This window comes from Corynebacterium qintianiae (assembly GCF_011038645.2).
In the GTDB taxonomy this organism is placed as follows: domain Bacteria; phylum Actinomycetota; class Actinomycetes; order Mycobacteriales; family Mycobacteriaceae; genus Corynebacterium; species Corynebacterium qintianiae.
On sequence record NZ_CP064955.1, the window covers coordinates 506327 to 521309 of the forward strand.

The window sequence follows — 14983 nt, forward strand, 5'->3', positions numbered from 1 at the left end:
AGTTCGGCGTGCGCGGGACGAGATCTCCGAGGCCTGGCGCACATCCCTACAGGTCCGCTTCGTGGGCACGGTCCTCATCGTGTCCACCCTCGTGATGCTGGTGCTGGGGTTCGCTCTCGCGTCCGTTGTCGCGCAGCGGGTGACCGCGGCCAAAGTGGGTCTTGCCTCGTCGGAGATCGAGCGGGCGCGGGTGGTGGCAGAGGAGCAGATCGACGGCTCGGGCTCCACGGGTTCGACTCAGACGCGGTTGAACTCCGCGCGGGCGGTGCTGGGGCAGAGGTCGCAGCAGGACTCCGAGGCGGCGGCGGTGTACGAGCCGGTGCTGCTGCTAGAGAACGCGGACGGATCCCTGACCACGTCCCCTGAGGATTACGAGATTCCCGAGCGGCTGAGGAACTTCGTCACCGAAGGCAACGTCGCCTACCAGTTCCACGAGGCAACAAGGTCCGACGGTTCGAGTTACAAGGCCCTCATCGTCGGCAGCCCAACAAGTTCCGACATTCCCGGCCTGCAGGTCTACTTGGTCATGAGTATGGAGGGCGAGGCGTCGACACTCGCTCTCATGCGCGGCATTCTCGTTTCCGCGATCCTGGTCGTGGTGGTTCTCCTCGTGGGTATCGCCTGGCTCGCCTCGCAGCAGATTGTGGCGCCGGTGCGCTCCGCGTCCCGCACGGCGGAGCGGTTCGCGGCGGGCCACCTCCGCGAGCGGATGCCGGTTGACGGGGAGGATGAAATGGCGGTCCTGGCTCTGTCGTTCAACGATATGGCGGACAAGCTGTCACGGCAGATTACCCAGCTCGAGGAGTACGGTGACCTCCAGCGCCAGTTCACATCCGACGTGTCGCACGAGTTGCGAACACCGCTGACGACCGTGCGCATGGCCGCAGACATGATCGCCTCTGAGCAGGAGAGTCTGGAGCCCCACACCAAGCGCGCGTCCCAGCTGATGACTCGCGAGCTTGACCGCTTTGAGGCGCTTTTGGGGGATTTGCTTGAGATCTCCCGCCATGACGCTGGCGTAGCGGATTTGTCGCCTGCGCAGTTGGACGTTCGGGTCCCGATCACGTCGGCGTGGCAACAGACCCGCCACCTCGCCGAGGAGCTCGACGTCGAGGTGCGGTTCCTCCTTCCCGATGAGCCCGTGACAATCGAGGGTGACTCCCGGCGGATTGAGCGGGTTGTCCGCAATCTCGTTGCCAACGCCGTCGATCACTCTGAGGGCAATCCCGTGACGGTGGAGCTCACTTCCAACGCTGAGGCAGTCGCTATCACGGTGACCGATGAAGGGATCGGTCTCAAACCAGGGCAGGAGGAGTTGGTGTTCAATCGCTTCTGGCGGGCGGACAAGTCACGCAAGCGCCACTCGGGCGGCACCGGCCTCGGTCTGGCGATTGCGCGGGAGGACGCGCTGCTGCACAAGGGAACGCTGGACGCGGCGGGCACGCCCGGCGTCGGTTCGCAGTTCCGCCTCGTGCTTCCACGCGACCCACGCAAAGGATTTTCCAATGCCCCGGTGGAATTGAAAGCGCCGACGGCGCGCAGCGAGAAAGGGGCGAGCCATGCGCACGCGGAACAGTAGGGCAAGTCGGGTGATGTCGCTGGCGGTAGCGCTGACGACCTCAGCACTGCTCACCTCGTGCGCATCGCTGCCAACCGATTCCGCCCCCCAAGTAATCCGCAAGTTCGACGCGCCCACCCAGGCGATCTCGGACATCACCCCGGCTCCGGACAGTGACCCGGACCTGTTGCTGCGAGACTTTTTCGCCGCCTCCGCGGTGCCCGCATCCAACTACGAGGGCGCCAGGAGCTTTTTGACGGAGCAGGCGCGCCAGGCGTGGGACCCCAATGCCTCGACGATAGTGGTGGACCGCATCAGCATGAACACGCTTGCCGACGGCGGGGCCACCCAGAGCTTCAACGTTCAAGGCAACGTCATCGGGGAGCTGCGGCCGGGCGGTGCGTTCGTGCCCGCGCGACAGGGATACGAGGCCACGATGGAGGTGGAGCGGGTTGACGGCCAGTGGCGCATCTCTTCGCTCCCTGCCGGATCAGTGATCGAGCGTACGGAGCTGCGGAACAGGTATCAGCCGTACAACCTGTACTTCTACGACCGCAGCGGCGAGGAGCTGGTTCCTGACCGCCGGTGGGTGTACGCGGGTCGAGACTCGTTGGAGACCGCGTTGATCACGCTGTTGCTCCACGGCCCGTCGGAGCGCGTCCGCTCGGCCCTGAAGTTCGACCTCCCGGCGGAAGCGGCCTATACAGGAATCGAGGACGGTGCCTACACGTTCACGGGGCTGAGCACTCTGGGAGAGGAGGAACGCTTGCGCTTCGCCTCCCAGCTGGTGTGGACGCTGGCTGGGGCAGGCATCAACGGCCCGATCGCTATCGAGGCGGACGGCGACCCGCTCGTGCCGGGGGTGGAGAGTTTCAACCGGGACGATTTCGCAGCGAGCAGCCCGTTGGTGGAGTCGGTGGGTGATTCCAGCTTTTACACTCTCGCGAACGGGCGGTTGTTCTCCGTGGCGGACGAGACGGCGCAACCGATGGACGGCCGCGTGGCCGAGCAGGGGAACATTGTCGCGGCGGATGTCAGTAATTCGGGCAACTACGCGATTGTGACGGGCGCGGAGGGTGACCAGACTTTCCGGGCCGGCGCGTTCGACCAGGGGGCGAAAGAAGTTCTCCAGGCGGACACCTTCACTCGCCCCACTTTCGAGAGCAACGATTCAGGAATCTGGGTTGTGGCCGACGGGCGGCGCGTCACCCGCTCGGTGCGCTCCGCCTCAGGCGACTTCACGACGTCGGAGGTCCCCGTCGACTTGCCGGAAGGGGTCGACGGAAGTATTTCAGTCCTGCGCCTGTCGAGCACTGGCGTTCGTGTCGTCATGGTCATCGAAGGCACGGTCTACACCGGCATCGTCGAGCAGTACGGCAACGGAGAGCGCAAGGTGGTCAACGTGCTGGAGTACGCCCCCGATTTGGCGGGCAGCGTGATTTCGGCGGACTGGCAGCCCGACGGTTCCATCGTCGTGGGCACGAGCAACCCGGGCTCGCCGGTGGTTCGGGTGGAGCAGGATGGCTCGGGCACGACCGGCAAACCGATCGGCAACATCACGGCGCCCGTTGTAGCAGTCGCCTCTGGTGTGGGCATGGTCTATGCGACCGACGCGAACGCGATCCTGCAGATGCCGGCGGGAGCAAACGACGTTTCTAACTGGCGTGAGGTCCCCGGCCTCCAGGGTGTGCGGTCCGTGCCCATCGTGGCCCGGTAACCTCGGCGGGCCGATGCTGGAACTGATCCTCCCCCGCAGGTGCGCCGGGTGCGGTGAGGCGGGATTGATGCTCTGCGCCCGCTGTGTACGGCAGCTCGCCGGCGTGCCCTTCCGGGTCACCTCTCCTGTTGACACCCTGGTACCGGTGTTCTCCATGGGCCCGTACGCGGGTGCGCACCGCGGGATCGTCCTCGCCATGAAGGAGCGGGGCAACCTCGCCGTCCGGGCGTACGCTGGCTCGCTTCTCGACGCCGCCCTGGCGCATCTTGAGGCCCGCGGCGAGATCCCGGAGGGGGCGGGGCTGGTGCCGGCGCCGACCCGGGCGGCGTCCGCACGCGCCCGCGGCGGCGACCCAGTGGAGGCGGTGTGCAGGAACGCGGGACGCACGACGCACGCTGTTCTCCGCCTGTCGCACGCGGCCCGCGACCAGTCGGAGCTCAGCGCGGCAGACCGGCGCGCCAACCTGGCGGGTCGTGTGCAGTGCACAGGTGTGCCGCCGGGGAGTGTCGTGGTGGTGGACGATGTGGTGACGACGGGGTCGACGTTGCACGCGAGCGTCGCAAAGCTTCTTGCGCTGGGTGCGGATGTCCGCGCCTGCGTCACACTCTGCGCAGCTTGACAGGAAGTTGGCGGGACTTTCGGCCCGAATGGTTATGACCACTTGTATAGTGGGTTGTAGACCCCGTTTCTACTAGTAAGGGAGGAAGCAGATGACCTCTGCAGAGCACAACGACGTTTTGAGCCCGGAGGCCCAGGTGACCATCACCGGCCGCAACGTCGAGGTCCCTGAGCACTTCCAGGATCGCGTCAACGCCAAGCTGGCCAAGATCGAGAAGCTTGACCCGACGCTGAACTTCTTCCACGTGGAGCTCAAGCACGAGCCGAACCCGCGCCGCGAGGCACAGGCGCAGCGCATCCAGATCACCGCCACCGGCAAGGGCCACCTCGCCCGCGCCGAGGCGAAAGAGGATAGCTTCTACGCCGCACTGGAGTCCGCCGTCGGCAAGCTGGAGCGTTCCCTGCGCAAGGTGAAGGTCCGCCGCGAAATTTCGCGTTCCGGCCACCGGGCGCCGAAGTCCGCAGGCCAGATCGCCGCGGAGCTCGAGGCCGAGGCTCGCGAGGCGCGCGCCACCGAGGGAGGCCAGTTCGAAGTCGACCCGTACGCAGATAAAATTGAGGACGCACAGCCGGGCCAGGTCGTGCGCCGCAAGGAGCACCCCGCCACTCCCAAGAGCGTAGACGACGCCCTCTCCGAAATGGAGCTTGTCGGTCACGACTTCTACCTGTTCATCGACTCCGAGACCAACCGCCCGTCCGTGGTATACCGCCGCCACGCCTTTGACTACGGTTTGATCTCCCTCGTCGAGACCGAAGAGACCGAGTAAACCCCATCCCTGAATCGCCGCCCGCAGATTGACCGCCGCGGGCGGCGATTCATTCCGCTCAACACCTGTCATCGGGACTGCGTCGCTCGTGTGCGTACAATGGCGGGTTGGTAGCACAATCACTCACCGAAACGAAGGGCTCCACGCACGTGTTTGGACTTTCCAAGCTTCTCCGCGCCGGAGAAGGCCGCACTGTCAAGCGCCTCAGCAAGATGGCCGACCAGGTCATCGCGCTGGAGGACGACTACGCCAACCTCAGCGACGCTGAACTGAAGGCCAAAACGGCGGAGTTCCGCAAGCTCCTGGCGGACGGCTCGAGCTTGGACGACATTCTCCTCGACGCTTTCGCGACGGCCCGCGAGGCGTCGTGGCGCGTCCTGGGGCAGAAGCACTACAAAGTTCAGGTCATGGGTGGCGCGGCGTTGCACTTCGGCTCTGTCGCCGAGATGAAGACCGGTGAGGGCAAAACTCTGACCTCGGTTCTTCCGGCGTACCTCAACGGGCTGTCGGGCAAGGGCGTCCACATCGTCACCGTCAACGATTACCTAGCGAAGCGCGACGCCGAGATGATGGGTCGCGTCCACCACTTCCTTGGCCTCGAGGTGGGCGTCATTCTTTCCGAGATGCGACCGCCCGAACGCAAGAAGGCGTACTCAGCCGACATCACCTACGGCACCAACAACGAGCTCGGCTTCGACTACCTGCGCGACAACATGACCCGCTCCACGGCGGACATGGTGCAGCGGGGCCACAACTTCGCCATCGTGGACGAGGTCGACTCGATTCTTATCGACGAAGCCCGCACCCCGCTCATCATCTCCGGCCCCGTGGACGGTTCCAGCCAGTTCTTCAGCGTGTTCGCGCAGCTCGCCCCGCGCATGCGCGAGGGCGTCCACTACGAAGTGGACAAGCGCAAGCGCACCATCGGAGTCACCGAGGAAGGCGTGGAGTATGTCGAGGATCAGCTCGGTATCGACAACCTCTACGCCCCCGAGCATTCCCAGCTGGTGTCCTACCTGAATAACGCCATCAAGGCGAAGGAGCTCTTCGAGCGCGACAAGGACTACATCATCCGCAAGGGTGAGGTGCTCATCGTGGACAGTTTCACGGGTCGCGTTCTCGCCGGCCGCCGCTACAACGAGGGCATGCACCAGGCCATCGAGGCCAAGGAGAACGTGGAGATCAAGAACGAGAACCAGACTCTGGCGACCGTGACTCTGCAGAACTACTTCCGCCTCTACGACAAGCTCGCGGGCATGACGGGTACCGCGGAGACGGAGGCGGCCGAGCTGCACCAGATTTACGGCCTCGACGTGGTGGCGATCCCGCCGAACAAGCCGAACCAGCGCGTCGACCGCGACGACTTGGTGTACAAGACCCAGGAGGCGAAGTTCGCCGCCGTAGCGGATGACATCGCGGAACATGTCGAGAACGGTCAGCCGGTGCTGGTGGGCACCACCTCTGTCGAGCGTTCCGAGTACCTCTCGCAGCTGCTGACCCGCAAAGGGGTCAAGCACAACGTGCTCAACGCGAAGCACCACGAGGAGGAGGGGCGCATCATCGCCGAGGCGGGCCTGCCCGGCAAGGTGACGGTGTCCACTAACATGGCCGGCCGCGGCACGGACATCGTGCTCGGTGGCAACCCCGAGGTGTTGCTCGACGCACGGTTGCAGGAGCAGGGCCTTGACCCCTTCGAGGACGAGGAGCGCTACCAGGAGGCGTGGAACGAGCAGCTCCCGAAGGCGCGCGAGCGCTCCAAGCAGCTCGGTGACGAAGTCCGCGACGCGGGCGGCCTCTACGTCATCGGCACCGAGCGCCACGAGTCCCGCCGCATCGACAACCAGCTCCGAGGCCGTTCCGGCCGCCAGGGCGACCCGGGCGAGACCCGCTTCTACCTCTCCATGCGCGACGAGTTGATGGTCCGCTTCGTCGGACAGTCAATGGAGAACATGATGAATCGCCTGAACGTGCCCGACAACGTGCCGATCGAGGCGAAGATGGTCTCCAACGCCATCAAGGGCGCACAGAGCCAGGTGGAAAACCAGAACTTCGAGATGCGCAAGAACGTGCTGAAGTACGACGAGGTCCTCAACGAGCAGCGCAAGGTGGTTTACCGTGAGCGCCAAGAGATCCTCGGCGCGAAGGACATCAAAGAGCAGGTCCGCCGCATGATCACAGACACCGTCGGCGCGTACGTCGACGGCGCGACTGCGGAGGGGTACGTGGAGGACTGGGACCTCGAGGAGCTGTGGAGCGCGCTCGATTCGCTGTACGGCCCGACCGTCTCCCCGCAGGAGTTAATCGACGGGTCGGAGTACGGCCGCCCCGGTGAGCTGTCTGCCGTCCAGCTCCGCGAGGCACTCGTCGAGGACGCCCAGTCGCAGTACGACAAGCTCGAGGACAACGTGTCCGCAATCGGCGGAGAGGCGCAGATGCGCAACGTTGAGCGCATGGTGATCCTCCCGATCATCGACGCGAAATGGCGCGAGCACCTCTACGAGATGGATTACCTCAAGGAGGGCATCGGCCTGCGTGCGATGGCGCAGCGCGACCCGCTGGTGGAGTACCAGAAGGAGGGTGGCGACATGTTCCACGCGATGGAGGAGGCCGTCCAAGAGGAGACGGTCCGCCAGCTATTCATGATGCGCAAACAGTTCGAGCAGCAGCCTGGTTCGGAGACCGCCTCGGTCTAGAGGACTTTGAACGAGACCAGGCGGGCGTTGTTGATGCGCGCGACGTAGCCAAAGCGCCGCCCGCCGACGTCGACCGTGCCAAACAGCTCTCCGCCTTCGCGGGCGTGGCAGGTGACGATGCGCACGGGCCCGCGCACCGCCTGGGAACGGCGCCTCGCGTTCACATGGTTGCGCACCCCGAGTGCGTAGAGCTTCGACTTGAGGGATGCGGCGTCCCGCGCCCCGAAGGCGGCGTCGAGAGCCCCGCGGACGAGCGGTGAGACCGTCGCGGTGGGTTCGGCCCGGTTTTGCGGACGGGCCGATGGCCGGTCGCGCGGCACGAGCACGTGCATGTACTGGTGCCCGGGCACTGGGTAATACACGGATCCTCCTAGCGAGCATTCTTGTTGGGTAGGATTGTGGCACGATCGCGCAGTAGGAGCGCCATGCCTGGCGCGCAATAAAGTACGCAGAAAGAGGGTTGAAAACCTGATGCAGGGACTCATCATCGACTACGCCGGAGTTCTCGACACCGATGCGGAAGATCAGCGCCGCTGGCGTGAGTTGATCGACACGGTTAAGGAGACCGGCATCAAGACGGCGATCCTCTCCAACGCGGACGGCGACGGGCGAGAGGCGGAGAACATCCGCGAGTGGGAGTTCCGCGGCGATGTCGACGCCGTCATTCTTTCCGGCGAGGTCGGCGCGGAAAAGCCCGAGCGTGCGGCGTTCCAGGCGGCAGCGGATGCCATGGATCTGCCCCTGATCGACTGCGTGGTGATCGACGACGACATCATGAACGTGCGCGGGGCGGTGGAAAACGGGATGATCGGTATTCTGCACACCGCGTTCGAGCGCACCGCAGTCGAAATTCAGTCATTGTTCGACATCGAGGACGAATTCTAGTGCGCGTCTACATCCCGGCGACGTTCTCCATGCTCGCGTCGCTCAAGGACAATGGCGTCCTCCACGCGCGCAACGGGTGGGGTTTCGCTGCGACTCCGCAGTTGTCGGAGTTCTATACCTCCGGAGATCAGGAAGAAATCGAGGCGATAGCGTTCGATGACGCCGCATTGGCGTCGATACGCTTGCTCGCGATCGGGGGTGAGGAGCAGTTCCCGCACCGCCGGGTGGTTGTCTCCGCGGACGTGGACGCGACGGGGGAGCCAGACATGGGAGAGTCCGTGGTCCGGGTTTCCGGCCCCGTCGAGCTCAAGGATGTCGCGGCGCTGCACGTTGATGTCGCGGAGGCAGAGGAAGCGACCGCCAAGGCGATCGAGCAGATTGACGCCGCCGATTTGGGGGATGAGGACGCCGAGTTGGCCGTGGGCGATGCCCAGGACAATTACATGGCCTTCTACGATCCCAGCGAATTACCGTTCCTCATCGAGCTGCTTTAGCTCCCACTCGTTGTTCGAGCGAAGCGCCTCCAGCAAGCGCCTCACGGCTTGGGCGCGGCGCCCGACGGGGGAGTTCTCCTCGAGGTTGTCCCACGCGCATTCCGGGTCGGCGGGCGGGCCGAGGTGGCTGCAGCCGCGCGGGCAGTTCTCGGCGGCTGCGGCGAGTTCGGGGAAGACGCCGACGATCTCGTCGGGGGAAACGTGCGCGAGGCCGAAGGACCGGATGCCTGGAGTGTCGATGATCCAGCCGCCGCCGGGAAGCTCGAGGGCCACCGACTGAGTGGAGGTGTGCCGTCCCTTGCCTACGCCGGAGACCACGCCGGTCTCGCGGTTCGCGTCCGGCACGATCCGGTTTACCAGGGTTGACTTGCCCACGCCCGAGTGCCCGATGAGCGCGGACAGGCGGCCGGTGAGCCGCTTTTTCAGAAGCTCGATGTCGTCGTCGATTCCGACTTCGAGCACGTCGACGTTTAGATCTTCCAGCTCGGCGCGGAATATCGCGGGATCGGCCAAGTCTGACTTAGTCAGGCAGACTACCGGGGTGACGTTGCCCACGAACGCGGCGATGAGGGCGCGCTCGACGAAGCCCGTCCGTGGTGGGGGATCGGCGACGGCGCTGACGATGAGCAGCAGTTCCGCATTTGCCACGATGATGCGCTCGAAGGGGTCCGTGTCGTCCGCGGTACGCCGCAGCACGGAATCGCGTTCCTCGCGTTTCACAATTCGCCCCAGCGTGTCCTTTCTTCCGCTGGTGTCGCCGACCACGCCCACGCGGTCTCCCACTTCGACGGAAACCTTTTTCAGTTCGCGGGCGCGCATGCACTGCACCACGGCACCCGTGTCGCCGACAACGACCCCCCAGCGGCCGCGGTCCTTCGTCACCACCATCCCCGACACGGCGTCGTCGTGGCTGGGTCGGTCCTTGGAGCGCGGCCGCGAGCCTTTCCCCGGGCGGACGCGCACGTCAGACTCATCGTAGTCGGAAAATCCCCTCGCCACGCCTCTACGCCTCCGCCATCTGCGCCCACATGTCCTCGAACCCGGGCAGGGTTTTCGCGGTGGTCGAAATGTTTTCCACCGACACGCCCTCGGTCGTCAGGCCGATGATCGCCCCAGCCGTCGCCATGCGGTGGTCCTCGTAGGAGTGCCACACGCCCCCGTGCAGGCGCGCCGGGTGGACGCGCAGCCCGTCCTCGAGTTCCTCGCAGTGACCGCCGAGCTTGTTGATCTCGTCCGTCAGCGCCTTGAGCCGGTCCGTCTCGTGGCCTCGCAGGTGTGCGATGCCGGTCAGCTCGGAGGTCGTCGTCGCGCAAGCGGCGAGGGCGGCGACGGTGGGGGCGAGCTCGCCGATATCGCTCATGTCCAGCCGGATGCCGCGCAGATTGCTTCTCGACGGCCCGCTCACGCGCAGGGTGTGGCCGGTTCCGTCGGCGTGGAGCACGACTTCGCACCCCATGCGCTCCAAGATGTCGCGGATCACGTCACCGGGCTGAGTCGTCTCGATGGGCCAGTGGGGGACACTGACCACGCCGCCGGTGACGGCCGCGGCGGCGAGGAACGGGGTGGCGTTCGACAGGTCCGGCTCTATTACCCACCGGTGCCCGCGGATCGGCTGCGGCGCGACACGCCATGTGTGGCCGGAGGCCTCCACCGTCACGCCCGCTGCTTCGAGCATGTCCAGGGTCATCTCGATGTGCGGCATCGACGGCAGGGTGCCGCCGGTGTGGGTGATGGTTAGCCCGTCGTCGAAGCGCGCTGCCGCGAGCAGTAGGCCGGAGACGAACTGGGAGGAACCGGAGGCGTCGATCTCCACGGTGCCGCCCCTCGCGCTGCCAGTGCCGCGGACGGCGAACGGCAGGGCGTCGCCTGCGATGTCGACGCCGAGCTCGCGCAGGGCATCGAGAATCGTCGTAATGGGCCGCTGGCGGGCGCGCTGGTCACCGTCGAAAAGCACGTCGCCCTCGGCGAAGGCGGCGACGGCGGGCAGGAACCGCATCACTGTGCCCGCTAGCCCGCAGTCCACCACGGCGCCGCGCAGCTTGCCCGGAGTGACGGCGATGGCCTCACCCGCGCTGTGGAAACCCACACCCATGGATGCCAGCGCCGCCTGCATCAAGTCGGTGTCACGGGAGCGCAGGGCACCCACGATTGTCGACGGCCCCTGGGCCAGCGCGGCCAGAATGTAGGCGCGGTTAGTCAACGATTTCGACCCCGGCACCACCTGTGTGTGGGTGATCGGGGTCGCGGAAAACGGCGCTGGCCACAGTTCAGTCATGCACACCATCATAAGCCAGCGCTACAGGGATAATGGGGGCATGTGCGGACGATTCGTTCTATTCACCACCGGCGACGACCTCCTCAATGAAATCGGCGCTCTGCCAGGAGTCACAACCGTCGAGGCGCCCGACGGCACCCCGCCGCCGCGCTACAACGTGGCGCCGACTCAGCAGGTGCCGCTGATTCGCTTCGTTGGTGAGGCGGGTGAAACTGCTGCGCTTGATTCGGCACGCTGGGGTTTGCTGCCCAGCTGGAAGAAGGACGACTCCGGACCGCCGCTGTTCAATGCCCGCGGCGAAACCGTGGCGGAGAAGCCGTCGTTCCGCTCGGCGTTCAAGGCGCGCCGGGGCCTGATGGTGCTGGACGGATACTACGAGTGGAAAGACAAGCAGCCGTACTTTGTCACCCCATCTGAGGGGTTGCTGTACGCGGCGGCGCTGTGGGAGACCGGTCTGGACAGGCTCTCCACCACGATGGTGACCACGGACTCGGTCGGTGAGACGATGACGTGGCTGCACAACCGGCTTCCCCTGTTCCTGACCCGCGACGACATCGAGCAGTGGGTTGCGGGCACATCCGAGGAAGCGTTGGAGCTGGTTCACCCCTCACGCATTGCGGGGGACCTGTCGTACCGGCCCGTGGTGAAAGAGGTGGGCAACGTGCGCAACGATTACGCGGAGCTCATCGACGAAGTTTAACCCTTATCGTTGAATTTCCTCTGCCAAAATAAATGAGAAACGCACAGATTTTGTATGTGAAATTAGTGAGGGTGAAATGGACACCCATCCACGAGGGCCGCAGGCTCTCCAGCAACGAAGGAATACCATGAAAATCTCTAGAACGACTCTGTCCGTCGCAGCCAGCGCCCTCATCGGTCTCGGGACAGTCTGCGGCGTCGGTGCCGGTGCCGCAGCCGCTCAGGAAACCACCACTGAACCCACCGGGGGCCTGGCCGAGAAGCTTCAGACGTTCACCAACCCTTCTGAGCTGCATATCGAGTTCAGGGAGGACGGCACCTGGAACAACACCTTCACCAACAAGACCGGTGAACAGGTCGCTTGCCGTGTCTACATTGAGGAGGAAAGCCTCGCGAAGAGGATACTCGACTGGGTCATTGACAACCCGGAGGCGGCCGCCCAGAACGGGGGCCAGTCCTTCGGCCCCGAGCTGGACGCGGAGATCAGGAAGGCGTACGACGACTACCGCGGGGTGTCCGTCGTGCACTTGGCCGATGATCCGGAAGACGAGACCCCTAAGAACATCTACATTTCCCCGGACAACCTGCCGACTGTCACCGACATTGAGTACCGCGGCATCGCTTTCTGCAAGGTCGGTGGCCTGTTCGGCGAAGGCCCGTCGTTCATTGAGCTTTCCCCGGGTGTGTCCCCGCTTGTCGGCTCAGTCGCGGGCAGCTCGGGCAGCTCGGGCAGCTCTGGCGGGAATGGTTCCGCCGGGGAAGTACTGCATGTGGGTTTAAGCGCTTTGTGGCGGCTTTTTGTGATCGCTCAGGGGCGTTAGTTTCCGATCACGAGGATGCTGGCGGCGACTTCGATGACATCGTCGGTGATGGTCTCGAGTTGGTTGATCTTAAGCACTCGGGCGATCTGAGGGAAGAGGCGTTCGAGGAGGCGGAAGTTGCCCCGGGTGATGCGTTCGATCGCGGCGATAGCTTGAGCGTCGGTGAAGTCGTCCGGGTCAAGGGTGCGGCCGAGGCGTTTCCAATGGCGATCGAGGACGAAGAGCAGTTCATCGCGTCCTAGTGCCCGGTATCGGTGCGAAAATCCGAGACGGCTGTAGAGCTGCGGGTAGTGGCGAAACCGCTGGTCGATGCCAGGCATGCCAATGAGGATGATCGCCAAGTGGTAGCGGTCGTGCTCATCCCGGAGAAGTTCGAGTGCGGTCGGGGCCAGTCGTTCGGCCTCATCGATGATGAGCAACTCGACCCACCTGTTGGTATGACCTGAGTAGGCGCCGGTGACCTTGCCGATGCTGCGCTGGTGTTCGTCGATGCAGATGCCGAGCCTTGTCTGCAGGTGTGCGATCTCATGCATGAGCACTTTGGGCCTGGGGAGCACCTCGGGGGTGTAGAACACGGTCCGGCACCGGTTCGCAGTTGCGTAGAACTTGGCGTCGTCTTCGGTTCGCGGCCCCCATTCGGTGATGAACGGTTCCACGGTGTCCCAGTGGGCATATCGGCGTGCCGACTGAGTCTTGCCGATCCCGGCGTCGCCGTGACAGATGCCGATGGTGCGTTCTTTGCGTACCGCGTTGGCGAATTCGGTGAACCGGCGATGTTCCTTGGTGATGATGAAGTTCTTGGCCATCATTCGTCCTCTTCATAGGTGCGCAGCTTGGTTGGCCGCGCTCCGGGCGCAGTGGTGCGCGGTTCGGCCCGGTCGGCGATCCGTGGGATGCGATCGTTGATGTCTTTGCGCAGCTGGCGCCGGCGGGCTCGGCGTGCGGCCTCGACTTCTTTCGGCCGCAACCGAAGCGAACGTCGCGTGGGTACGAGCGATCTACGTCGCCGTCACGCTTGTGGGAGGAGCGCTCCTCGCGCCGTTGAGCGATTACGTGATGCTCATTTTCTTTGGACTCTCGGTCCTCATCTATCTGACCTTGAGCCTACTGCTGCCGCCCGTGGAGTCCGTTGCCCAGTACCGCCGCCTCAGCCCTCGGCGCAACGCTGCCCGACGCTAGAACTCTGCGCCAAACATCGGTCTCAGAACAACGCCATCGAGCGCTCAAATCCACAAGGAAAACGTCAGCGGCTGATGTGTCCCTTTAGGGTTCACTTTAAGTGGAATTTGCTGCCAGGTCCTCGCTGCGTAAAAGCACGCCGGAGTAGAGTTTCGTCCGGGAAGAGGGCAGTGGGGCTGGAGTGCCGACTAGGCCTGGGCTAATGCCACCTCTTGCAAAATAGTGCCGCCACCAGCTGCGAGCGTCCTGTTTCTAACAGTGTTGGCTGTCCTGGCAGAGACGGGGGTAAAAAGTACGCTTAGATTGTTGAGATTGGCATTGCGCACAAGTACCTTGTTGTCATAAGGTACTTGCATGACGGAAGATCTAGAGTTTGCGTCCCTTCGCCGAGGGCTCCTCGAGCTGCTCGCACTGGCGTCAGTTGAGCACAAAGCGAGATATGCGGCCGAGATTGTCACTGCACTACGAGAGGTCGGATATCCCGTACAGGAAGGGACGGTCTATCCCCTCCTGAACAAGTTGCGACGAGCAGGCCTGGTGGATCACGAGTGGCGTGAGTCATCTAGCGGTCCGCCGAGGAAGTACCTGTCGCTCACCGCTGAAGGCAGGCAACGGCTCACGGAGTTCCGGGAGTACTGGCAGAAGCTAACGAACATGATCGAAAGGATTGGACGATGACGAACGAAACCCCTGTATCCATGAGGCTTATTGGTCACCAAAAGCACTTCAGGCTCACTCCGAGTGCCCACCGCGAACTATTGAGCTATCTCGCTGACGCAAGAGATGAACTGGCCGATGACCCTGATGGCGACGAGACTGTTCGCGACCTGGAGGTATCGATCGGCGATCAGCTTTCCGCCCTTGGAGACAACCCCGTTGATGCAGGCCAGATGCGCTCCACTCTCAATCAGGTCGGCCCGGTTGTAAGCGAGCCTGGAAAACCCGATCCGACGGGAATCGAGGATCAGGTACCGACCTGGTGCCGCGTACTTGATGGCAAGTGGCTCACGGGGGTCTGTCTCGGAATTTCGGCCGCAACCGAAGCGAACGTCGCGTGGGTACGAGCGATCTACGTCGCCGTCACGCTTGTGGGAGGAGCGCTCCTCGCGCCGTTGAGCGATTACGTGATGCTCATTTTCTTTGGACTCTCGGTCCTCATCTATCTGACCTTGAGCCTACTGCTGCCGCCCGTGGAGTCCGTTGCCCAGTACCGCCGCCTCAGCCCTCGGCGCAACGCTGCCCGACGCTAGAACCCTGCGCCAAACATCGGTCTCAGA

16 protein-coding genes are annotated in these 14983 nt (G+C 64.2%); 12 read left to right on the top strand and 4 right to left on the bottom strand.

The window, feature by feature from the left end:
- The first annotated feature begins 94 nt into the window (after positions 1-94).
- From mtrB to secA, 5 genes are all read left to right on the top strand, one after another.
- Positions 95-1579 (top strand): MtrAB system histidine kinase MtrB, encoded by a 1485-nt coding sequence (gene mtrB, locus G7Y29_RS02535; protein WP_413228043.1) that lies wholly within the window; start codon positions 95-97, stop codon positions 1577-1579.
- Positions 1560-3275, top strand: a complete 1716-nt coding sequence (locus G7Y29_RS02540; protein ID WP_165004955.1) for an LpqB family beta-propeller domain-containing protein — start codon at positions 1560-1562, stop codon at positions 3273-3275. Before mtrB ends, G7Y29_RS02540 begins: the two co-directional genes overlap by 20 nt.
- A 13-nt stretch (positions 3276-3288) precedes the next feature.
- Positions 3289-3894, top strand: a complete 606-nt coding sequence (locus tag G7Y29_RS02545) for a ComF family protein (RefSeq protein ID WP_165004957.1) — start codon at positions 3289-3291, stop codon at positions 3892-3894.
- 91 nt (positions 3895-3985) lie between these two features.
- Entirely contained in the window at positions 3986-4660 is a 675-nt protein-coding gene (gene hpf / locus G7Y29_RS02550; protein ID WP_165004959.1) for a ribosome hibernation-promoting factor, HPF/YfiA family, read from the top strand.
- Positions 4661-4809: 149 nt separating this feature from the next.
- The gene (gene secA / locus G7Y29_RS02555; protein WP_165004985.1) at positions 4810-7353 is read left to right on the top strand and encodes a preprotein translocase subunit SecA; all 2544 of its coding nucleotides are present in this window, start codon (positions 4810-4812) and stop codon (positions 7351-7353) included.
- Here secA and G7Y29_RS02560 read toward each other — a convergent pair.
- Positions 7350-7715, bottom strand: a complete 366-nt coding sequence (locus G7Y29_RS02560) for a hypothetical protein (RefSeq protein WP_165004961.1) — start codon at positions 7713-7715, stop codon at positions 7350-7352. The two genes, secA and G7Y29_RS02560, sit on opposite strands and share 4 nt — an antisense overlap.
- A gap of 109 nt (positions 7716-7824) precedes the next feature.
- Here G7Y29_RS02560 and G7Y29_RS02565 point away from each other — a divergent pair, with 109 nt between their 5' ends.
- Both G7Y29_RS02565 and G7Y29_RS02570 read left to right on the top strand, forming a co-directional pair.
- On the top strand, positions 7825-8238 hold the full coding sequence (locus G7Y29_RS02565; RefSeq protein ID WP_165004963.1) for an HAD-IA family hydrolase: 414 nt from the start codon (positions 7825-7827) through the stop codon (positions 8236-8238).
- The gene (locus G7Y29_RS02570) at positions 8238-8732 is read left to right on the top strand and encodes a DUF6912 family protein (RefSeq protein ID WP_196820169.1); all 495 of its coding nucleotides are present in this window, start codon (positions 8238-8240) and stop codon (positions 8730-8732) included. The genes G7Y29_RS02565 and G7Y29_RS02570 overlap by 1 nt, the downstream gene beginning before the upstream one ends.
- Here the strand turns inward: G7Y29_RS02570 and rsgA are convergent.
- Both rsgA and aroA read right to left on the bottom strand, forming a co-directional pair.
- The gene (gene rsgA / locus G7Y29_RS02575; RefSeq protein ID WP_165004965.1) at positions 8706-9731 is read right to left on the bottom strand and encodes a ribosome small subunit-dependent GTPase A; all 1026 of its coding nucleotides are present in this window, start codon (positions 9729-9731) and stop codon (positions 8706-8708) included. The two genes, G7Y29_RS02570 and rsgA, sit on opposite strands and share 27 nt — an antisense overlap.
- Before the next feature lie 4 nt (positions 9732-9735).
- On the bottom strand, positions 9736-11016 hold the full coding sequence (aroA, locus tag G7Y29_RS02580; protein ID WP_430393285.1) for a 3-phosphoshikimate 1-carboxyvinyltransferase: 1281 nt from the start codon (positions 11014-11016) through the stop codon (positions 9736-9738).
- 31 nt (positions 11017-11047) lie between these two features.
- Here aroA and G7Y29_RS02585 point away from each other — a divergent pair, with 31 nt between their 5' ends.
- Both G7Y29_RS02585 and G7Y29_RS02590 read left to right on the top strand, forming a co-directional pair.
- Entirely contained in the window at positions 11048-11707 is a 660-nt protein-coding gene (locus G7Y29_RS02585) for an SOS response-associated peptidase (RefSeq protein WP_165004989.1), read from the top strand.
- A 127-nt stretch (positions 11708-11834) separates the two neighbouring features.
- Positions 11835-12527, top strand: a complete 693-nt coding sequence (locus G7Y29_RS02590) for a hypothetical protein (protein ID WP_165004969.1) — start codon at positions 11835-11837, stop codon at positions 12525-12527.
- Here G7Y29_RS02590 and G7Y29_RS02595 read toward each other — a convergent pair.
- Positions 12524-13336 (bottom strand): AAA family ATPase, encoded by an 813-nt coding sequence (locus G7Y29_RS02595; protein ID WP_249399787.1) that lies wholly within the window; start codon positions 13334-13336, stop codon positions 12524-12526. The genes G7Y29_RS02590 and G7Y29_RS02595 overlap by 4 nt on opposite strands.
- A gap of 130 nt (positions 13337-13466) precedes the next feature.
- Between G7Y29_RS02595 and G7Y29_RS02600 the strand changes: the two genes are divergently transcribed.
- The 3 genes from G7Y29_RS02600 (at position 13467) to G7Y29_RS02610 (ending at position 14956) form a co-directional block, all read left to right on the top strand.
- Entirely contained in the window at positions 13467-13706 is a 240-nt protein-coding gene (locus tag G7Y29_RS02600) for a hypothetical protein (RefSeq protein WP_165165494.1), read from the top strand.
- A gap of 354 nt (positions 13707-14060) precedes the next feature.
- Positions 14061-14384, top strand: a complete 324-nt coding sequence (locus G7Y29_RS02605; RefSeq protein WP_165004807.1) for a PadR family transcriptional regulator — start codon at positions 14061-14063, stop codon at positions 14382-14384.
- On the top strand, positions 14381-14956 hold the full coding sequence (locus G7Y29_RS02610) for a PspC domain-containing protein (protein ID WP_165004809.1): 576 nt from the start codon (positions 14381-14383) through the stop codon (positions 14954-14956). The genes G7Y29_RS02605 and G7Y29_RS02610 overlap by 4 nt, the downstream gene beginning before the upstream one ends.
- Positions 14957-14983: the final 27 nt, after the last annotated feature.

Bases quoted from the DNA above. Each gene is read 5' to 3' on its own strand.
- mtrB (WP_413228043.1), top strand. From the start codon at position 95: ATGCTGGTGCTGGGGTTCGCTCTCGCGTCCGTTGTCGCGCAGCGGGTG.
- G7Y29_RS02540 (WP_165004955.1), top strand. From the start codon at position 1,560: ATGCGCACGCGGAACAGTAGGGCAAGTCGGGTGATGTCGCTGGCGGTA.
- G7Y29_RS02545 (WP_165004957.1), top strand. From the start codon at position 3,289: ATGCTGGAACTGATCCTCCCCCGCAGGTGCGCCGGGTGCGGTGAGGCG.
- hpf (WP_165004959.1), top strand. From the start codon at position 3,986: ATGACCTCTGCAGAGCACAACGACGTTTTGAGCCCGGAGGCCCAGGTG.
- G7Y29_RS02565 (WP_165004963.1), top strand. From the start codon at position 7,825: ATGCAGGGACTCATCATCGACTACGCCGGAGTTCTCGACACCGATGCG.
- aroA (WP_430393285.1), bottom strand. From the start codon at position 11,016: ATGGTGTGCATGACTGAACTGTGGCCAGCGCCGTTTTCCGCGACCCCG.
- G7Y29_RS02585 (WP_165004989.1), top strand. From the start codon at position 11,048: ATGTGCGGACGATTCGTTCTATTCACCACCGGCGACGACCTCCTCAAT.
- G7Y29_RS02590 (WP_165004969.1), top strand. From the start codon at position 11,835: ATGAAAATCTCTAGAACGACTCTGTCCGTCGCAGCCAGCGCCCTCATC.
- G7Y29_RS02595 (WP_249399787.1), bottom strand. From the start codon at position 13,336: ATGATGGCCAAGAACTTCATCATCACCAAGGAACATCGCCGGTTCACC.
- G7Y29_RS02605 (WP_165004807.1), top strand. From the start codon at position 14,061: ATGACGGAAGATCTAGAGTTTGCGTCCCTTCGCCGAGGGCTCCTCGAG.
- G7Y29_RS02610 (WP_165004809.1), top strand. From the start codon at position 14,381: ATGACGAACGAAACCCCTGTATCCATGAGGCTTATTGGTCACCAAAAG.